Annotated in this window: 18 protein-coding genes; 16 read left to right on the top strand and 2 right to left on the bottom strand. The window is 46.0% G+C overall.

What is annotated here, in order from left to right; translation table 11 throughout:
• Positions 1-115: 115 nt before the first annotated feature.
• Together L3V30_RS03785 and L3V30_RS24015 are read left to right on the top strand one after the other, a co-directional pair.
• The gene (locus L3V30_RS03785; protein ID WP_005393925.1) at positions 116-376 is read left to right on the top strand and encodes a succinate dehydrogenase assembly factor 2; all 261 of its coding nucleotides are present in this window, start codon (positions 116-118) and stop codon (positions 374-376) included.
• Positions 324-806, top strand: a complete 483-nt coding sequence (locus tag L3V30_RS24015; RefSeq protein WP_308384594.1) for a protein YgfX — start codon at positions 324-326, stop codon at positions 804-806. Before L3V30_RS03785 ends, L3V30_RS24015 begins: the two co-directional genes overlap by 53 nt.
• 22 nt (positions 807-828) lie before the next feature.
• On the opposite strand, the gene nadB is transcribed toward L3V30_RS24015, so the two are convergent.
• Positions 829-2,442, bottom strand: a complete 1,614-nt coding sequence (nadB, locus tag L3V30_RS03775) for an L-aspartate oxidase (RefSeq protein WP_041853018.1) — start codon at positions 2,440-2,442, stop codon at positions 829-831.
• A 554-nt stretch (positions 2,443-2,996) separates the two neighbouring features.
• Here nadB and rpoE point away from each other — a divergent pair.
• The 11 genes from rpoE to acpS all read left to right on the top strand — a co-directional run bounded on the left by rpoE (position 2,997) and on the right by acpS (position 12,235).
• Positions 2,997-3,575 carry an RNA polymerase sigma factor RpoE gene (gene rpoE, locus L3V30_RS03770; RefSeq protein ID WP_005380946.1) on the top strand — a complete coding sequence of 193 codons (579 nt, stop codon included), beginning with the start codon at positions 2,997-2,999 and terminating at the stop codon, positions 3,573-3,575.
• Between the two features lie 26 nt (positions 3,576-3,601).
• Positions 3,602-4,228, top strand: a complete 627-nt coding sequence (locus L3V30_RS03765) for a sigma-E factor negative regulatory protein (RefSeq protein ID WP_012841405.1) — start codon at positions 3,602-3,604, stop codon at positions 4,226-4,228.
• The gene (gene rseB / locus L3V30_RS03760; protein ID WP_134648165.1) at positions 4,225-5,190 is read left to right on the top strand and encodes a sigma-E factor regulatory protein RseB; all 966 of its coding nucleotides are present in this window, start codon (positions 4,225-4,227) and stop codon (positions 5,188-5,190) included. Before L3V30_RS03765 ends, rseB begins: the two co-directional genes overlap by 4 nt.
• The gene (locus tag L3V30_RS03755; protein ID WP_005384575.1) at positions 5,187-5,657 is read left to right on the top strand and encodes a SoxR reducing system RseC family protein; all 471 of its coding nucleotides are present in this window, start codon (positions 5,187-5,189) and stop codon (positions 5,655-5,657) included. Before rseB ends, L3V30_RS03755 begins: the two co-directional genes overlap by 4 nt.
• A gap of 158 nt (positions 5,658-5,815) precedes the next feature.
• Positions 5,816-7,609 (top strand): translation elongation factor 4, encoded by a 1,794-nt coding sequence (lepA, locus tag L3V30_RS03750; protein WP_005393909.1) that lies wholly within the window; start codon positions 5,816-5,818, stop codon positions 7,607-7,609.
• A 104-nt stretch (positions 7,610-7,713) separates the two neighbouring features.
• Positions 7,714-8,613 carry a signal peptidase I gene (gene lepB, locus L3V30_RS03745; RefSeq protein ID WP_104974801.1) on the top strand — a complete coding sequence of 300 codons (900 nt, stop codon included), beginning with the start codon at positions 7,714-7,716 and terminating at the stop codon, positions 8,611-8,613.
• Between the two features lie 20 nt (positions 8,614-8,633).
• Positions 8,634-9,311 carry a ribonuclease III gene (gene rnc / locus L3V30_RS03740; RefSeq protein WP_005393907.1) on the top strand — a complete coding sequence of 226 codons (678 nt, stop codon included), beginning with the start codon at positions 8,634-8,636 and terminating at the stop codon, positions 9,309-9,311.
• A complete protein-coding gene (era, locus tag L3V30_RS03735) occupies positions 9,304-10,266 on the top strand; it encodes a GTPase Era (RefSeq protein ID WP_006743309.1) in 963 nt (320 codons plus the stop codon). Before rnc ends, era begins: the two co-directional genes overlap by 8 nt.
• 115 nt (positions 10,267-10,381) lie before the next feature.
• Positions 10,382-11,113: a DNA repair protein RecO gene (gene recO, locus L3V30_RS03730; protein ID WP_005384578.1), complete on the top strand. Its 732-nt coding sequence runs from the start codon at positions 10,382-10,384 to the stop codon at positions 11,111-11,113.
• Positions 11,110-11,841: a pyridoxine 5'-phosphate synthase gene (pdxJ, locus tag L3V30_RS03725; RefSeq protein WP_006743311.1), complete on the top strand. Its 732-nt coding sequence runs from the start codon at positions 11,110-11,112 to the stop codon at positions 11,839-11,841. The genes recO and pdxJ overlap by 4 nt, the downstream gene beginning before the upstream one ends.
• A gap of 13 nt (positions 11,842-11,854) precedes the next feature.
• Positions 11,855-12,235: a holo-ACP synthase gene (gene acpS, locus L3V30_RS03720; RefSeq protein ID WP_012841407.1), complete on the top strand. Its 381-nt coding sequence runs from the start codon at positions 11,855-11,857 to the stop codon at positions 12,233-12,235.
• A gap of 69 nt (positions 12,236-12,304) precedes the next feature.
• Here acpS and barA read toward each other — a convergent pair whose 3' ends face one another.
• Complete coding sequence (barA, locus tag L3V30_RS03715; protein ID WP_237308330.1) at positions 12,305-15,103, bottom strand: two-component sensor histidine kinase BarA; 2,799 nt, start codon at positions 15,101-15,103, stop codon at positions 12,305-12,307.
• 192 nt (positions 15,104-15,295) lie between these two features.
• Here barA and rlmD point away from each other — a divergent pair, with 192 nt between their 5' ends.
• From rlmD to mazG, 3 genes are all read left to right on the top strand, one after another.
• Entirely contained in the window at positions 15,296-16,615 is a 1,320-nt protein-coding gene (gene rlmD / locus L3V30_RS03710) for a 23S rRNA (uracil(1939)-C(5))-methyltransferase RlmD (RefSeq protein ID WP_237308328.1), read from the top strand.
• 123 nt (positions 16,616-16,738) lie between these two features.
• On the top strand, positions 16,739-18,958 hold the full coding sequence (relA, locus tag L3V30_RS03705) for a GTP diphosphokinase (protein WP_005393896.1): 2,220 nt from the start codon (positions 16,739-16,741) through the stop codon (positions 18,956-18,958).
• Positions 18,959-19,167: 209 nt separating this feature from the next.
• A complete protein-coding gene (gene mazG, locus L3V30_RS03700) occupies positions 19,168-19,965 on the top strand; it encodes a nucleoside triphosphate pyrophosphohydrolase (RefSeq protein ID WP_237308326.1) in 798 nt (265 codons plus the stop codon).
• Positions 19,966-20,086 lie beyond the last annotated feature (121 nt).

Genomic DNA, 20,086 nt, shown 5'->3' with positions numbered 1-20,086 from the left:
TACGAATCAACATTTGTCTGCTTTCACTATCGTATTGTGACCCGCACACTAGTGACGTAGCACATCCCTTGTTACACTCCGCACTAACAACAAGACATCTATGAAGGAATAGTGAATGTACACTCCGGAAGAAAAAGCGCGTATTAAATGGGCTTGTCGTCGAGGCATGCTTGAGCTTGACGTAGTAATTATGCCGTTTTTTGAAGAGTGCTTTGATACTCTGAGTGAACAAGAGCAGCGTGACTTTGTTTCTTTACTTGAATGCGATGATCCTGATCTGTTTACTTGGATAATGGGGCATGGCCGCAGCGAAAACTTAGGTCATGCTGCAATGGTTGATAAAATTGTCGCCCATAACCTCAGCAAAGTTCGTTAATTTTACCGCTTCTCCCTCTCTGACTGCCCGAGTTCTCAATGTAATACTTTTCTTACTGATGACTTGGGCCGTTACCCTCTCTAGCATCCCTCTCGTATTATCGATTTATTTGTTATTAATGATTGTTAAGGCACTATTGAGCCAAGGCTTTGTTAAACCGACAAGTCAGGGTTATTGGTATGTGCATTGCGATGGCTCGGTTAGGTTTGAGGCCCTTGAGTATAGTGAATGTTCGGCGGCTCTTGAGTCTGAAAAGGATCAGTTACAACGAGTCGATACATCGACATTGCCATTCAAGATAACATTTCGATTGCAGTCTGGCCGTAGCGTCACGATTTGGCGTGATAGCTGTGACGATCAGCATTACCGTCAATTATCTTTGGTATTACGCCAGTGGGAAATGAAACAGGGAGCCAATGCTCCCTGTTGATGTAATAGTTTATTTTGTCGAATTAAAGCTGTTTAGCTGGAACCAAAATCGTTGGTCCGCTGTTTTCCAGTTGGTTCGGATAATCAAGCGTGTAGTGCAAACCTCGACTCTCTTTACGCTGCATCGCACAACGAACCATCAGCTCTGCTACTTGTAAAAGGTTACGCAGTTCTAATAAGTTGTTCGATACACGGAAGTTGCTGTAGTACTCATGCGTTTCTTGTTGCAACAGCTGGATACGGCGTAATGCGCGCTCTAAACGCTTGTCAGTTCGTACAATGCCCATGTAGTCCCACATAAACAGACGAAGCTCGTGCCAGTTGTGCTGAATGATCACTTCTTCATCACTGTTGGTCACTTTACTTTCATCCCAACATGGCACCTGTGAAGGAAGCTCCACGTTAGTGTGATGTTTTAGAATATCTTTCGCCGCAGACCAAGCATAAACCACGCATTCGAGAAGTGAATTTGATGCCATGCGGTTAGCACCATGCAGTCCTGTATAGCTGACTTCGCCAATCGCATACAAGTTTTTAAGATCGGTGCAGCCATTTCTATCCACCATGACACCGCCACAAGTGTAGTGCGCAGCAGGTACGATTGGGATTGGCTCTTTGGTCATATCAATGCCCAAGTCCATCAAGCGTGAGTAAATGGTTGGGAAGTGTTTCGTAATAAAGTCCGCAGGTTTGTGACTGATGTCGAGGTACATACAGTCGGCACCCAAACGCTTCATTTCGAAGTCGATAGCACGAGCCACGACGTCACGCGGAGCAAGCTCTTTACGCTCATCGAAATCTGGCATAAAGCGAGAACCATCGGGACGACGCAGGTAAGCACCTTCGCCACGTAACGCTTCAGTCAACAAGAAGTTACGTGCTTCTGGGTGATATAAACACGTCGGGTGGAACTGGTTAAACTCCATATTTGCCACACGACACCCTGCACGCCAAGCAATGGCAATACCATCACCAGACGAAACATCTGGGTTAGAGGTGTATTGATAAACTTTTGAAGCGCCACCTGTAGCGAGAACCACAAATTTGGCCCGCACGGTTTCGACATGCTCTTCGTTGCGGTTCCAAATATAAGCACCGATAACTTTGTTTTTATCACCGCCAATTTTGTCTTCGGTGATTAAGTCCAGCGCATTGTGACGTTCGAGAACATGAATATTTGGATGGTTGTGAGCGTTATCTTGCAGAGAGGTTTGCATCGCCATACCTGTTGCATCTGCCGCGTGAAGAATACGACGACGACTATGGCCACCTTCACGAGTTAAGTGGTAACGAGGCTCATCGTCAGAGTCATCCTCTTCACGATCAAATGGGACACCACCGTCGATCAACCACTGTACGCACTCTTTTGAATGTTCAGCAATGAACCTCACAGTATCTTCGTCACAAATACCATCGCCGGCGATTTGTGTATCTTCAACGTGTGACTCAATGGTGTCTGACTCATCAAATACAGCAGCAATACCACCCTGGGCATAATAGGTCGCCCCTTCGCTGCGTGGCCCTTTACTCAGCACCATCACTTTACAGTGGTTAGCAACGCGCAAAGCCAACGACAAACCAGCCGCGCCACTCCCTACCACTAACACATCACACTCATGTTCACGATTTGTGTTCATATAACTTTTATAATCCCAAGCTAAGGTAACAAAGTCACCTTGTGTATTATTTGCACACCATGTGCATTCCATTATCGCGACATCTGTCGCTAAGGGCTAAGTTGGGAGACCTATCGACATCCGTGTTACTGCGGTGACTGAGCCACTCTTCTTTTTCATGCAGAGCATGAGCATGCTTCCTAAGTTATAATTTGTAACGCGGTGTTCAGATAGCCATTAGCCATGCAAATGAAAAGTAATAGTTTGTCAAGGCCATTGCTTTTCCATGCTCGACCCAGCACAATCTGGGACAGAGATCATTCATTATACCCAATTCCCCTCAAGATGCTCGCTTGTCAAACTTAGACTAAAGTCAGGCAACGGTGGTCATTTGGGTATAGACATCACACTGTGAAAAAACAATGACAAAAAACTTGAGAAACCATGGAACTTTCTCATTCACGTTAGGGTCACAATAGTGCTCAAGTAAGCAGTGGTGTCAATACTACGTTTTGCATAATTAGTACCCATATCTGAGAAGAGTAGGGGCATAACAAATAGGAGTATCCGCTCGAATGAACGAGCAGCTGACCGATCAAGTATTGATTGAGCGAGTTCAGAATGGCGATAAGCAAGCATTCAACCTGCTGGTAACGAAGTACCAGAACAAGGTATGTAATCTTATTTCCAGATACGTTAGTAATCCTGGCGATGTACCAGATGTAGCACAAGAAGCGTTTATTAAAGCTTACCGAGCTATTCCCAGCTTTCGTGGGGAGAGTGCGTTTTATACGTGGCTGTATCGCATTGCAGTGAATACTGCGAAAAATCACATTGTTGCTCAAGGGCGTAGACCTCCAGCGACAGATGTCGATGCTGAAGATGCTGAATTTTACGAAACAGGTAGTGCACTTAAAGAAATATCGAACCCTGAGAACTTAACGTTGTCCAAAGAATTGCAACGGGTGGTGTTCAGTGCAATCGAAGCTTTACCTGAAGATTTAAAAACCGCAATGACATTACGAGAGCTCGATGGCTTGAGTTATGAAGAAATTGCAGAAGTGATGGATTGCCCGGTAGGAACGGTACGATCGCGTATCTTCCGTGCTCGTGAGGCGGTGGAAAAGAAAATCAGACCTCTTTTGCAACGCTAGTACAAGTAATAACTATGGTGAAAATAATGGCTGACAAAGAAAAACTTTCAGCTCTCATGGATGGAGAATTGGTCGATAAGGCTTTAATTCAAGAGTTAGAGCAAGACCAAGAGAGCCGTGATGCTTGGCAGAACTATCACCTGATAGGTGATGTGATGCGAGGCGAAGCGCCAGCAAAACCTGAGTGGAATATTGCTGAAAGCGTGGCGTTAGCGTTAGAAGATGAACCTGCACACCGTGCGTTTGATGCGCACAGTGCAAATGTTATCTCAATCGCTGATACGCCAAAAGAGTCGCAACCAGAACCGCAAAAAGCAAAACGTCAGTTGCCAGGTTGGTTGACACAGTTTGGTCAAGTTGCTGTTGCTGCATGTGTATCGCTTGTCGTTATTTTAGGTGTACAGCAGTACGGTGGTAGCGATTCAATGTCGCCGCAAACAGATCAATTACCTGTGTTGCAGACAGTTCCGTTTGCTGGCAGCGCAGAGCCTGTGAGTTTAACTCGTGAGTCTGTTGAGCGTTCTGTAGGTGAAGCAAATATGCAAGAGCAACGTAAGCGTGTTCATGCTATGCTGCGAGACTATGAATTGCAGTTACGAATTAACAGTGATGCATCTCAACAAGATGCAAATCTGAATCCGGATATTGAATGAAAAAATTTCTGATCAGCGCTTGCGCTCTGTTCAGTATGATGTCTTCTCAAGCCTTTGCTGGTGATAAGCCAGCGGAGGCTTTATTGCATCAAATGAGCGAGGCGAGTAAGAATTTAAGTTACGAACTCTCTTATATCCTTATCAAAAAGAACAGCATTGAGCCGTTGCTGTATCGTCATGCGACACATGGTGACGATCAATATGCTCATCTTGTCTATTTAAGTGGCCCTGTACGCGAAGTGATTCGTCGCGGCACAGAAGTAAGCTATATCGAAACGGGTTTAGAACCATTCACCATCGAGTCAGGTAAAATGGTCGCTCCGACCATGCCTATGCTCAATACCAATATCGATGAGCTAAACTTGTATTACGACTATGTAAAAGTGGGTAGAGCTCGTGAAGCAGGTGTAGCAACACAAGTGCTGCGTGTCGTCCCTAAAGACGGTCTGCGCTATTCATACGTACTATGGATCGATGAGAAGAGTAAATTGCCGTTACGTGCCGACCTTGTGGACCGCGATGGTGAGATGCTTGAACAATATCGCACTATTTCTTACACGGTAAACCCAAAAATCGCAGAGTTAATGAGTGGCCTGCAAGATGTTCAATTACCTGCTGTTCTCACCATGCCAAAAGGCGATATTGGGACCAGTAATTGGCAGGTCGGTTGGATCCCTGAGGGTTTCGAGCCGAACGAGCTCAACCGTTATCGCATGGCCGTGACCAATCAAATGGTGGAGAGTCAGCTGTATTCGGACGGTCTATTTAGCTTCTCTGTTTACGTAGCAAACAAAGATGAGCACTCGTTAAAAGGTCAGTTGGTTCGCCAAGGCCGAAGAACGCTTCATAGTTTTGTGAGCGGTAAACATGAAATCTCCGTAGTTGGAGATATTCCGCCGACTACAGCACAGCGTATCGCCCAATCTGTCACATTTAATGTAACAAAGAGTAAACAGCAATGATGACCGCGTTGGCTACTGTGACAGACGTACATCGTCGCGGTAAACAATACGAAATTGATTTAAGCTGCGAACAGCAGACCAGTTGCAGTAGTTGCTCTTCACAGAAAAGCTGTGGAACGGGCGTTGTGACTAAAGCCATTGGTAACAAGAGTTTATCTTGGCACCTGCGCACGGATAAATCAGTGAAGATAGGTCAAGTCGTCGAGATTGGTTTTCCTGAGTCGAGCCTAATAAAATCAGCAATGGCGGTTTATTTACTGCCATTGTTTGGTTTGATTATCGGTGCGATGTTTGGTCACTTCCTATTAGCGCCGCTGACAGCCGGCGGGGAAGGCATCATCATATTGGCATCAGTACTATTTGCAGCTGGTGGAATGTGGATCGCAAAACGTGTTTCTCGTCCGTTAGAGGATGAATCCAAGCGCCAAGTTACCCTCGTTCGGGTACTTGGAGAGCCAATCCAGTAAGTGTTGTCCCCCTCCACTAAAGGTTATTTGGGTATGTACTTTAAATTACGTGCGCCCGTTAACGAAATTCGGTAGAATCTGCCAACTTGATTGAAATGCCGTCAGTAGATGGCGTTTCTTACTGTCCCTATTTGTAAAGAGTTAGTCACCCTAAATCTATGAAGCACATTCGTAACTTTTCGATTATCGCCCACATCGACCATGGTAAGTCGACCCTATCAGACCGTCTAATCCAAGTTTGTGGCGGGTTAACCGATCGTGAAATGGCCGCACAGGTTCTGGATTCTATGGATCTTGAACGTGAGCGTGGCATCACCATCAAATCTCAGAGTGTGACGCTAAACTACACCGCTAAAGACGGTGAGACGTATCAGCTGAACTTCATCGATACTCCGGGGCACGTTGACTTTGCATATGAAGTATCACGTTCTCTAGCGGCTTGTGAAGGTGCGCTATTGGTTGTGGATGCGGGTCAAGGTGTTGAAGCTCAAACACTGGCTAACTGTTACACCGCGATCGAAATGGATCTAGAGGTTGTGCCAATCTTGAACAAGATTGACTTACCTGCAGCTGATCCTGAGCGTGTAGCGGAAGAAATTGAAGAAATCGTTGGTATCGATGCAATGGAAGCAACCCGCTGTTCTGCGAAGACAGGCATCGGTGTTGATGACGTTCTAGAGAACATTGTGTCAGCGATTCCAGCACCGGAAGGTGATCCAGATGCGCCACTACAAGCGCTGATCATTGACTCATGGTTTGATAACTACCTTGGCGTTGTTTCTCTAGTACGTATTAAAAACGGCGAACTGAAGAAGAACGACAAGATCAAAGTGATGAGCACGGGTCAAGTTTGGGGTGTAGACCGTCTTGGTATTTTTACACCAAAACAAGTAGATACCGACATCCTTCGTACTGGTGAAGTAGGTTGGGTGGTTTGTGGTATTAAAGACATCCTTGGTGCACCAGTTGGTGATACGCTGACTATGGCTAAGAATGGCTGTGAAAAACCGCTACCAGGTTTTAAGAAAGTAAAACCTCAGGTTTACGCAGGTCTGTTCCCGGTATCTTCTGACGATTACGAGAACTTCCGTGATGCGCTGGGCAAATTAAGCCTAAACGACGCATCGCTATTCTACGAGCCAGAAAACTCCGCGGCACTTGGCTTTGGTTTCCGTTGTGGTTTCCTTGGCATGCTGCACATGGAAATCATCCAAGAGCGTCTAGAGCGTGAATACGACTTAGATCTCATCACCACGGCACCAACCGTAGTTTACGAAGTTGAAAAAACGGATGGTGAACTGCTGTACGTTGATAGTCCTGCCAAACTACCAGCGATCAATGATATTGAAGAAATTCGTGAACCGATCGCTCGTTGTAATATCCTGGTACCTTCAGAGTATCTAGGTAACGTGATCACGCTGTGTGTTGAAAAGCGTGGTACTCAGGTCGATATGGTTTACCACGGTAACCAAGTCGCCGTGACTTACGATATTCCAATGGCCGAAGTGGTACTGGATTTCTTCGACCGTCTGAAATCGACATCTCGTGGTTATGCGTCTTTGGATTACAACTTCCAGCGTTTTGAAGCTTCGAATATGGTACGTGTAGACGTTCTTCTGAACGGTGACACCGTTGATGCATTGGCGATGATCACACACAAAGACCAGTCTCAGACTCGCGGTCGTCAGCTGGTAGAGAAGATGAAAGAATTTATCCCTCGCCAAATGTTTGATATCGCAATCCAAGCAGCGATTGGTAACCACATTATCGCACGTTCAACAGTAAAACAGCTGCGTAAGAATGTAATCGCGAAATGTTACGGCGGTGACGTAAGTCGTAAGAAGAAACTTCTGAAGAAACAGAAAGAAGGTAAGAAGCGCATGAAGCAGATCGGTAACGTTGAGCTGCCTCAAGAAGCGTTCCTAGCCATCCTTCACGTAGGTAAAGACTAAAGTTGAACTTTGTCTCACACTTGTCGGTCTTAAGACGTTAGATATTAAAATAAGTGAAAGGGTTTCGGCTCTTTCACTTTCGTATTTTTAGATAAGGGAATTTAATGGCGAATACATTCTCACTGATGCTGGTTATTGCGACTTTGGTAACTGGCGTGGTTTGGCTATTGGAAAAGCTGGTTTTCGCGAAAAAGCGTCAGGAAAAACTGGCGGAGATTCAAGCTCAGACGTCTAATGGTTTGGATGCAGTGACCTTGCAAAAAGTTGAGCGTCAGCCTTGGTGGGTTGAAAATAGCGTCTCAATTTTTCCTGTGATTGCGTTCGTTTTAGTATTACGTTCTTTTATCTACGAACCATTTCAAATCCCATCAGGCTCAATGATGCCGACTTTGTTGGTGGGTGACTTTATCTTGGTAGAAAAATACGCCTATGGCTTGAAAGATCCGGTATGGCGCACGCAGTTAGTTGAAACAGGTAAACCTGAGCGTGGTGATATCGTGGTATTCAAATACCCGCCACAACCAAGCGTGGATTACATTAAGCGTGTTGTTGGTTTGCCTGGTGATATAGTGCGTTATTCAAGTGATAAGCAGCTTTGCGTGCAAAGCCAAGGTGAATCGGCGTGTAAACCAGTTAAACTGAGCAATGTTGAAGAAAGTCAGTTTAGCTCGAACGGTATTCCAATGATCCAACTGGATGAAAAATTGGGTAACGTGGAGCACAATGTTTTGGTTAACCCTCTTGTTCGTAACCGTGTGGAGCAATACTTCCCACGTAGCGGCACGACAGAGTGGGTTGTACCACAAGGTCAGTACTTTGTGATGGGTGATAACCGTGACAACAGTGCTGACAGCCGTTACTGGGGCTTCGTTCCTGAAGCAAACTTAGTCGGCAAAGCTGTCGCCATTTGGATCAGCTTCGAGTTTGATCGTGGCGCAGATAGCGTTCTACCTTCATGGATTCCAACTGGTGTGCGTTTTAACCGCATCGGTGGTATTCACTAACCATTTTATATCGAGAGAGTATGAATTCTCCAATTGATAAACTAGAGAGAAAGCTCGGCTACCAGTTTCAAGATGCCGGGCTTATCAACTTGGCGCTGACTCACCGCAGCGCCAACAGTAAGCATAATGAACGTCTTGAGTTTCTGGGCGATTCAATTTTAAGTTTTGTCATCGCTGATGATCTGTACCATCGTTTCCCGAAAGTGAACGAGGGTGACATGAGCCGTATGCGTGCTACTTTGGTTCGCGGACATACATTGGCGGAACTGGGTCGTGAATTCGATCTAGGAGATTATTTAAAATTAGGTCCAGGTGAATTGAAGAGTGGCGGTTTCCGCCGAGACTCTATTTTAGCCGATGCGGTTGAAGCCATTATTGGCGCAATTTACCTAGACAGCGATCTTGAAGTCGTGCGAGGCATTGTACTGAGTTGGTACAACTCACGCCTTGAAGCCATTAAACCTGGCGTCTCACAAAAAGATCCGAAAACTCGCCTACAAGAGTTCCTACAAGGCAGAAGAAAACCGCTGCCTGTGTACACAGTGACTAATATTAAAGGTGAAGCGCACAACCAAGAGTTTACGGTTGAGTGTGAAGTAGCAGGTGTGGACAAGCCTGTAATCGGGAAAGGCACCAGCCGCCGCAAGGCAGAACAAGCGGCTGCTGAAACAGCACTTGAGCAATTAACAAATGGCTGATAACGAATTCGATATCGATGCGTTTTTCGCATCACAAGGTGAGCCAAGCTCGCCAGAAAACCAGCACTGTGGCTTCATTGCTATTGTTGGTCGCCCAAACGTAGGTAAGTCGACACTTCTGAACAAAATCTTGGGTCAGAAGATTTCGATCACCTCACGTAAGCCGCAAACAACACGCCACCGCATTATGGGTGTGGACACGGATGGCGATTACCAAGCGATTTACGTCGACACGCCAGGACTTCACATTGAAGAAAAGCGTGCGATTAACCGCCTGATGAACCGTGCGGCTAACTCATCTCTAAGTGATGTAAACCTAGTGTTTTTCTTAGTCGATGGTACGCATTGGACTAAAGACGATGAGATGGTGCTGACTAAGCTTCAAAAATCGAACTTCCCAGTTGTTCTTTGTGTCAATAAAGTCGACAACGTGCAAGATCGTAACGAAGTGATGCTACACATGGCTGAGATGTCTAAGAAGATGGACTTCGTGGACGTTGTGCCAATCTCTGCGAAGCAAGGGAAGAACATTGATGTACTGCGTAAGCACGTGCGTAATCACTTACCTAAAGCAACGCACCACTTCCCAGAAGAATACGTGACTGATCGCTCCCAGCGCTTTATGGCATCTGAAATTGTGCGTGAAAAGTTAATGCGTTTCACGGGTGAAGAATTGCCATACTCGGTAACGGTCGAGATTGAACGTTTTGATTACAACCCAGAAACCGACGGTTTCCACATTAATGCCTTGATTCTTGTTGAGCGTAATGGCCAGAAGAAAATGGTGATTGGTAAAGGTGGCGAGAAGATCAAGACCATTGGTCGTGAAGCGCGTTTAGATATGGAAGAGTTGTTCGGTCGTAAGGTTTACCTAGAAACATGGGTAAAAGTGAAATCTGGCTGGGCTGACGATGAACGAGCACTGCGCTCGTTGGGCTATATCGACGATTTATAATCTTGGCTGCGAAGATGCTTCGCTCCAACATCGATGAAAAATTAGTATCGATTAAAATAAGGAGCCGCTCGGCTCCTTATTTTTTATTTCACACTTTTTAGGCACAATGACTTAGATGAGTAATCTGTCTTCCGAAGGTTTACAGCGCTGCTTTGTTTTACATCGCCGCCCTTACAGTGAATCGAGCTTAATCCTTGATGTATTCAGTGAGGAATATGGCCGAATGACTTTAATGGCCAAAGGCGCGCGCAGTAAGCGTTCGAACTTAAAAGGCGCATTGCAACCTTTTACTCCGCTGTTACTTAAATGGTCGGGGAAAGGTTCGATGAAGACTTTGCGTCAAGCCGAGCCGATAAGCCTAGGCTTACCGCTAACGGGCATTAATCTCTACTCTGCCATGTACGTCAATGAACTGATTGGTCGGATATTGATGGCTGAAGTGCCGATGCCAGCGCTATTTCATGATTATTTGCATGCGCTAACAGAGTTGGCACACAACGAGAACCCTGAGCCAGCACTGCGTCGTTTTGAGTTAGCATTGCTATCTGCGATGGGATATGGCGTAGATTTCTTGCACTGTGCAGGTACTGGCGAGCCCGTCGACCCAGAGATGACGTATCGTTACCGGGAACAAAAAGGCTTCATAGCTTCGGTTAGGCGCGATAACCTCACGTTTTTAGGGAATGAACTGATTGCTATCAGTGAGCGGCGGTTCGTCACTAAAGAGCAGCTAAAAGCGGCAAAACGCTTTACACGTATAGCCTTAAAGCCGTATCTTGGCGGCAAACCTTTAAAAAGTCGTGAATTTTTCATTCAGACCCCCAGAGCACGGAGTAACGGAAAATGAGCTCAATTTATTTAGGCGTCAATATCGACCATATTGCCACTCTACGCAATGCACGTGGTACAAAATACCCTGATCCTGTTCACGCTGCAGAAATTGCTGAGCGTGCAGGCGCGGATGGTATCACAATTCACTTACGTGAAGACCGTCGCCATATTTTGGATCGTGATGTACGTATTCTGCGTGAAACCATTCAAACGCGTATGAATCTAGAGATGGCAGTGACAGACGAAATGGTTGAGATTGCGCTGCAAACTCAACCAGAGTTTGTGTGCTTAGTGCCTGAAAAACGTGAAGAACTGACGACGGAAGGTGGCTTGGACGTTGTGGGGCAGCTTGAAAAAATTAAAGCTGCGACGAAAAAGCTGACAGATGCAGGCATTAAAGTTTCACTCTTTATTGATGCTGACCGTCAACAGATTGAAGCTGCGAAAAAGTGTGGTGCTCCGTTTATTGAGCTGCACACGGGTCATTATGCTGATGCGACGACAGAAGACGAACAACAAGCTGAACTGAAGAAGATTGCCGCTGGTGCGAGTTATGCTCATGACCTAGGTATTATTGTTAATGCCGGGCATGGCCTGACTTATCACAATGTCGCGCCAATTGCTGCATTACCAGAAATTTACGAACTCAACATTGGTCACTCAATCATTGGTCGCGCGGTATTTGATGGTTTGAATAAAGCGGTTGCGGACATGAAAGCACTGATGATTGAGGCACGCCAGTAATAGGGCTATCTAGATGGCGATTATAGGGTTAGGCACCGACATTGCAGAAATTGAGCGTATTGAAAAAGCGCTAGCTCGTAGTGGTGAGCCTTTTGCTCAGCGTATTCTTTCAGAAGAAGAAATGGCTAAATTTTCACAGCTTAAGCTGCAAGGCCGTTATCTTGCTAAGCGCTTTGCGGTCAAAGAAGCGGCCTCAAAAGCATTGGGGACAGGGATCGCGAAAGGGGTCACGTTTCACGATTTTTCCATCTCGAACGATGCGCTTGGAAAACCAGTACTCGCATTGACGGGCACAGCAAAACAAATAGCGGATGCGATGGGCGTTAACCACATTCACCTGTCCATTTCCGATGAGCGTCATTACGCTGTGGCGACGGTCATTTTTGAATCCTAGCTTGTAAGTCTTAAACAAAATACTAAAAAGCCAGAGCAGATGCTCTGGCTTTCTTGTCTCTCGAGCAGATTACTGTTCAAGGTATAATTTTGCAGTCGTTGTGACTTTAATCATTTCATCTTGCAGCTCGAACATTTCAGGCTCAACCTCCTCAAGACTGATCCCTGAGCGCAGTGCTTGCTCAAGCGTCGCACAGAGGGATTTCAGCCTAGGCACTCCGCAATATGAGCTACTGCCGTGCAGCTTATGGATGACATGAATTAGGTCATCACGGGAGATACCTTCTTGCTCCAGAGCTTGGTCAACGACTGCTTCTACTTCAGGGATGAACTCAATCAACATGCGCAGCATGTCTTTGGCTAGATCATCTTTATTCGCGCTCTGTTTTAAGGCAGCTTGCCAATCAATAATCACATCCTGCTGAGGCGAAGAAACTGATTGTGGCGCGCTCCCTTCAGGCTCATCAACGTATGAAGGGGCGACTTTGCCAATGCTCTCCGTACAAGCATTTGGGTTCCAGTGAACCAAAACCTGTTGTAGCACATGCTCTTCAATAGGTTTGGTCAAGTAGTCATCCATTCCTGCCGATAGCAAGCGATCTCTTTCACCCGCCATGGCATGCGCAGTTACCGCAATCACTGGCGTGTCTTTATTTAACTCCAACTCTTTAATGTGCTGACAAGCGGTCACCCCATCCATTTGTGGCATTTGGATATCCATGAAGATTAAATCGTACTTTTTCTCTGTCGCCAGGTTCACCGCTTGCTGGCCATTGCTACAGGCGGTGACGGTTTCTACTCGTTCGCGAAGCAGAGCGGAAATCAGCTTCAAGTTCGCTGGGTTATCATCCACCGCTAACACCGTCAGAGGTAAACGCTCCCCTTCGCTTGGCGTAATTGGAGCACTCAATGTTGGTGGTGATTCGACATGTTCGCTAATCAGGCTTTGCAGCAGTTTACGGCGAGACAACGGCTTCGTCAGGCATTGGACGTGATGCTCTGTCATAATTTGGTCGGCAAGCGCCAGTTCGGTGCTCGGTGTCCCTAGGATCACACTCGGAGCCATGCGTTTCGCTTGCTCTATCCAAGGTGTAATAACTTCCGCATCGTGAGTCTGGTTGGCCGCTAAATTCAGTAATACATAGTCATATTGTTCTTCGTTGTTTGGTAGCGAGGAGCGGTAGGTCACTAAGATACCTTCTTGACTTAGAATCTGCTGGGTAACGGATGCGGCTTGCATGTTTGGTTCAATCAACAGCAACTGTTTGCCCGTCAGAAGTTCCACTTCAATCAGTTCGCTCATTGGCATCTCTGTTGAGTGCAAGCGCACCGTAAACCAGAACGTCGAACCTTGGTGTAGGCGGCTGGTTAAGCTGATCTCGCCACCCATCTGGCTTACCAATTTCTGCGTGATAACCAAACCTAACCCAGTGCCGCCGTAGCGACGTGAAATGCTGGCATCCGCTTGGCTAAATGCTTGGAATAATTGCGCTTGCTGACGTTCAGAAATACCAATGCCGGTATCGCGCACCATGAACTGCAACTCGACGGAGTCCCCTGATTGAGAGCGCATTTCAACACTAACATCAATGTTGCCTCGCTCGGTAAACTTGATTGAGTTACCGACTAAGTTCGTCAAAATTTGCTGGATACGTAGTGGGTCCCCAACTAAACCCGGTGGAATTTTAGGGTCCACTTTTAGGGTGATTTCTAACCCTTTCTCATGTGCACTCGTGGCTTGTAGGTTAATAACTTCTTCTAAACTTTCTCGGAAATCAAACGGAATGTTTTCCAGCGCTAGCTTACCCGCCTCAAGTTTCGAGAAGTCGAGAATGTCATTGATGATGTTCAGTAGATTGTTCGCCGACTTCTCAATCGTCTGTAGGTAATCAGTTTGGCTGTTAGAAAGCTGCGTTTTAAGCATTTGACGAGTAAAGCCAATAACCCCATTGAGCGGAGTACGCAGTTCGTGCGACATGTTCGCCAAGAACTCAGATTTAACCCTGGCCGCTTCTTGCGCGCGTTTCTTCGCGATATCTAACTCAACGTTCTGAATCTCTAGCTGCTCAAGCGTTTCACGCAAGTCTGATGTGGCTTGGTCTATACTATGCTGCATCTCCACGTGATATTCCGATAGCGATACCGCCATGGCGTTAATACCGTTTTTCAGTTGGTCTAACTCACCATGCATTTTACCTTCGATACGCACGTCTAGGTGACCACGGCGAATGCGGTCAACGACATTTTTCATGTGGGTGATAGGCTGGGTAACATCGTGCATCAGACGTGAAGCAAACACACTTGCCAAGCCAAGACCGAGTATAAGAACTAAAAAAGCAGAGAAAACTTCTTGATATTGTTGCAGCCTTAAAGAGGAGAGATCTAACTCAACGGCAATATAACCAATTGCTTTGGTTCCTTGGCTTTCGTTCGACAACTCCGCTAAATAGTGACCCTCGGACAAAATAGGTACGCGCAATATCAGTGAGTTTTCGTAGATTTCCGAATTGCCCAGTTGCGGGATCGGTTTATCTTTAGGGAACATCAAGGCTTCGAAATTAGGGTGAAAGTTAGATGTCACGAAGAGCTCATGATGTTCATCAAACACCGCGATACTACGAACCAGTTTAGAGTTTTTGCGATGGGCGTAGCTTATCAAGCGACGTACCGCCTCTCGGCTTTCTGATAGTAGATGAGTTTCACTGGCAATTGCTAACGGCTCAATGATGCTGTTACCAGTGGTGATAACTTGTTTCTCAAGATCTTGGTAGCGGTTGAAAGAGAAAAAACCGCTCAGTAATAAACCAATGATGAGAGTGGGAGCGAGAGTCAGTGTAATTACACGTGCTCGTAAGCCATATCTGGTCATGTTATCTAATTACATCGGAGTCTGGATATGGGAAAATAACGCATTATTTCTCAAGCGCACGATAAGGCGTTGAGCAAAGAAGTGACGTCACCTAATAAACGGTAAGCATAATCAAGTCACTCGAATCACACAACGGCTGCAATCAAGAATAGTGAAGCCGAAGAGCAATTAGACATAAATCAGGCATAGAGCATGGCACGCATCTTTCAACCGAAAAAGAAAACCCAACTCAATACTCGTCATCAAGCGGTGCAAGTGGAGCGTTTAGATCACCACGGCGCAGGTATTGCTTACCTAAAGAAAAAACCGCTTTTTATTGATGGCGCATTGCCGGGAGAAGAAATCGTCACGCAGTTAGTGGAAGAAAAAAGTAAATTTGCTCGCGGTAAACTGATTAAGATTCTTAAGCCGAGTGACACTCGCGTGGAGCCATTTTGTCCGCATTACCACGAGTGTGGTGGCTGTGACTTGCAACACCTAGATTATGACCAACAATTGACGTACAAACAGCAAACACTGCTTCAGCTGATGCGAAAATTTTCAGGCAATGATATTGAGCTTGATGCGCCATTATTAGGGGATTCACTGGCCTATCGTCGTCGTGCGCGAGTGAGCTTATTTGTCGATAAAAAAACACGTCAATTGCACTTTGGTTTCCGTAAAAAGCAGAGTAAGCAAATCGTGCAAGTGACCGACTGCCCAGTGCTGGCGCCGGAACTAAACGTTCTGCTTCCAGAGATTTATTCAGTATTAAAAGCGTTTAAAAAGCCGGAACAATTGGGCCATGTAGAGCTGGTACTTGGTGATAATGGGCCGTGTATTACGTTGCGTCACTTGAGTGCTCTGACAACGGTTGAAACTAACGCTCTAACGGAGTTGGCAAAGCGTCATGGTGCATCGCTGTACTTAATGCCAGCAACAGATCTGCTAAACCTTGTTGAAGGCGATATGCCTTTCTATCAAGAAGTTGGCGTGAAAATTCCTTTTGCGCCAAATAATTTCATTCAAGTGAACCAAGCCGTAAACCAAAAAATGGTCAAGCAAGCGGTTGAGTGGTTAGACCCGCAAAAGAGTGACCGAGTGTTAGATTTGTTCTGCGGCGTAGGCAACTTCAGTTTACCGATTGCGAAGTTAGCTAAGCACGTGGTTGGGGTCGAGGGTGTTGCAGAGATGGTCGAAAAAGCCACAAATAATGCATCCTTGAACCAAATCAATAATGCGCAATTTTATCACGCTAACCTTGAGCAAGATTTTGAAGGGCAGGTCTGGACGGAAGAACAGTTTGATAAAGTGCTGTTAGACCCAGCACGCGCGGGGGCAAGTGGGATCATCGATCAAGTTTCTGAGCTTGGCGCACAGCGTGTAGTTTATGTTTCTTGTAATCCTGCTACCCTTGCTAGGGACAGCCAAAGCTTGATGGAGCAAGGCTATAAATTAACTAAATTAGGTATGCTGGACATGTTCCCTCATACCAGTCATCTAGAATCGATGGCATTGTTTGAAAAGTCCTAACTTTAGGACTTTGGCCCCTTATTTGTGGTGGGTGGTCATAAAGCCAGCGTTTATGCGCAGGTAAAAGAACTAACCTGGACGGTGTTAGTCAAACCACACGAATATAATAATTAGGATGATGAGATGGTTGCGGTAAGAAGCGCGCATTTAAACCAAGATGAACAGTTTGAACTCGAAAACTGGGTGGCTAGCCTAGGACAAGAGAAAAACACAGCCTCACGCTTAATCGAAGTATATCGAGATTGCCAGACGGTATTAGCCGATAACGAGCAAGCGGAACTGTTGTTGTGGCGTGGACGAGAAATGATCGAAATTTTGATCACCTTGTCTATGGATCAGGCCACCTTAGTTGCTGCACAACTGTTTCCTTTGGTTTCAAGTGGTGCTTTTAACAGAGAAATTCTGGAAGAGAAATACAGCAAAGAAATCATAAAATTAATCGACGGCGTTGAAGAAATGGCGGCTATTGGCCAACTCAACGTCAACATGGAGGGCAGTGCAGCGTCATCTCAGGTAGATAACGTACGCCGCATGCTGCTTGCCATGGTGGATGACTTCCGCTGCGTGGTTATCAAGCTCGCGGAACGAATTTGTAACCTTATTGAAGTTAAAAAAGCGCCTGATGAAGTTCGACGTGCGGCGGCAAAAGAGTGTGCCAACATCTATGCGCCGCTAGCAAACCGATTAGGTATCGGTCAGCTGAAATGGGAAATTGAAGATTACGCTTTCCGCTACCAACAGCCGGAAACTTACAAACAAATTGCCAAGCAGCTTTCTGAGCGACGTATCGTTCGTGAGCAGTACATCAAAGACTTTGTTGAAGACCTCACGCACGAAATGGAAGTGTCAGGTATTAACGCCGAAGTGAGTGGTCGACCTAAGCACATCTACAGCATTTGGCGAAAAATGCAGAAGAAGAGTTTGGCATTCGATGAGCTGTTTGATGTTCGAGCAGTACGTATCATCGCAGACAAACTGCAAGACTGTTACGCGGCTTTGGGCGTAGTTCACACCAAATACAAGCACCTACCGAGCGAGTTTGATGACTACGTTGCTAACCCTAAACCAAACGGTTATCAATCGATCCACACCGTAATTCTAGGGCCAGAAGGCAAAACCATCGAGATCCAGATTCGTACCAAGCAAATGCATGAAGAGTCGGAGCTGGGTGTTGCAGCGCACTGGAAATATAAAGAAGGGGCAAGTAGCCGAAGCGGTTATGATGAGAAGATCACGTGGCTGCGTAAGCTACTGGATTGGCAAGAAGAAATGTCAGATTCTGGCGAAATGCTTGATGAGCTACGTAGCCAAGTCTTTGATGATCGCGTCTATGCCTTTACACCTCGCGGCGATGTTGTCGATTTACCAATGGGGGCAACGCCGCTAGATTTTGCCTACCATATTCACTCCGAAGTGGGACACCGTTGTATCGGTGCCAAAGTCGGAGGCCGCATCGTACCGTTTACTCATAAACTACATATGGGTGATCAGGTTGAGATTATCACTCAGAAAGAGCCTAACCCATCGCGAGACTGGTTAAACCCATCATTAGGCTTCGTTCATTCTGGCCGCGCGCGTGCCAAAATTAACGCCTGGTTCCGAAAGCAAAGCCGTGAGAAGAACCTCGAAGCGGGTCGTGAAATTCTTGAACATGAGTTAGCAAAAATTGGCGCAACGTTAAAAGATGCTGAGCATTACGCTCTGAAACGGTTTAACGTCAAAACACCAGATGAGCTTTACGTTGGTGTTGGTAGCGGTGATTTGCGTATCAACCAAATCATTAACCATATTAATGCGCTCGTTAACAAGCCAACGGCAGAAGAAGAAGACCAGCAAGCACTGGAAAAACTGCAAGAAGCAGAGCACAAATCACCAGCGCAAAGCCGACCGAAAAAAGACGCCGTCGTTGTAGAAGGTGTCGATAACCTAATGACGCACCTAGCGCGTTGCTGTCAGCCGATTCCAGGTGATGATATCTGTGGTTACATCACGCAAGGCCGCGGGATTTCAGTACACCGTAGTGACTGTGAACAGCTAGAAGAACTGCGCCATCACGCGCCAGAGCGTATCATCGATACTGTCTGGGGCAGCGGCTTCGTCGGGTCATACATCCTCACCGTCCGTGTTGAAGCGATGGAGCGAGGTGGTCTACTCAAAGACATTACGACACTGTTCGCCAACGAAAAGATCAAAGTGACCAGTATGAAGAACCGAGTCGATTACAGACGTCAACTCGCCATCATGGACTTTGATCTAGAAGTCACCAATATTGAGGTGCTTTCTCGTGTTTCGAAACGGGTAGAACAAATAAAGGATGTCATGACGGTGAAACGCCTCGGCTAACTTTCACGTCGTACTTGTCACTTTTACTGCGTTAACTGCGTTTTCTTGCTCCATCACATAGGCGAGCTATGCTCAGGAGTCGCGAAAACTTGTTGCCTTGTCAAAGTAACAATTACTTAGTGAAAGCTGCTGAGAAAATATAATGTAGAAGGTGAGTGGTTTTGGCTGCTCACCTTTTTCTTTAGTAGAAAGGTTTAAAGGAACAAAAAATGAGTCATCCAATTGAACAATTAGAACAAATTATGGCGAAGTTGCGTGACCCAGAAAGCGGTTGCCCTTGGGACTTAAAACAAACCTTTGACACCATCGTTCCGCACACCATCGAAGAAACTTACGAAGTGGTGGACGCGATTCAAAATCGAGATTGGCCGAATCTAAAAGAAGAGCTAGGGGATTTGTTGTTTCAGGTGATTTTTTACAGTCAGCTAGCGAAAGAGCAAGAGCTGTTCGAATTTTCGGATGTTGTCGAAACTGTGAATGAAAAACTGACTCGCCGTCATCCGCATGTTTTTTCAGATGTTGAGTTTGAATCGGACGAGGAAATCAACGCCAACTGGGAAGCCGAAAAAGCAAAAGAAAAAGCGCAGGTGGGCAAAGCGGAAGAAAGTATCCTAGACTCAATACCAAACTCTTTGCCAGCACTTTCTCGTGCTACAAAGATACAGAAAAAATGTGCGAAATATGGATTTGACTGGGACTCTCTTGGCCCGGTCGTCGATAAGGTGCGAGAAGAAATTGATGAAGTCATGGAAGAAGCACTACAAGTCCAGCCTGATGAAGAAAAAGTGGAGTTGGAACTCGGTGATTTGCTATTTGCGACCGTCAATTTGGCACGCCATCTTGATAAAAATCCAGAAGTCGCACTAGGTAAAGCAAACTTAAAGTTTGCGAGACGTTTTAAGCAAGTTGAAGGAAAGGTCCAGCAGTCAGGCAAAGCGCTTACAGATTGTTCTTTATCAGAGCTCGACGATTTCTGGGATGAAGTAAAGCGAGAAGAGTCTAGATAGGGGAAAATAAGCGGAATATACAATATGAGGCCAGTTTGCCTCTTAACACGAAAACGGACTTTGGTTTGTCTTTGCTCACTTTGATTTGAAGCAAAAAATAAAAAATTACGGTGTGATAGAT

The organism is Vibrio sp. A1-1 (assembly GCF_021728175.1).
In the GTDB taxonomy this organism is placed as follows: Bacteria; Pseudomonadota; Gammaproteobacteria; order Enterobacterales; family Vibrionaceae; genus Vibrio; species Vibrio diabolicus.
The sequence above is the reverse complement of the archived record's forward strand: the minus strand, read 5'-3'. Positions and strand labels throughout refer to the sequence as shown.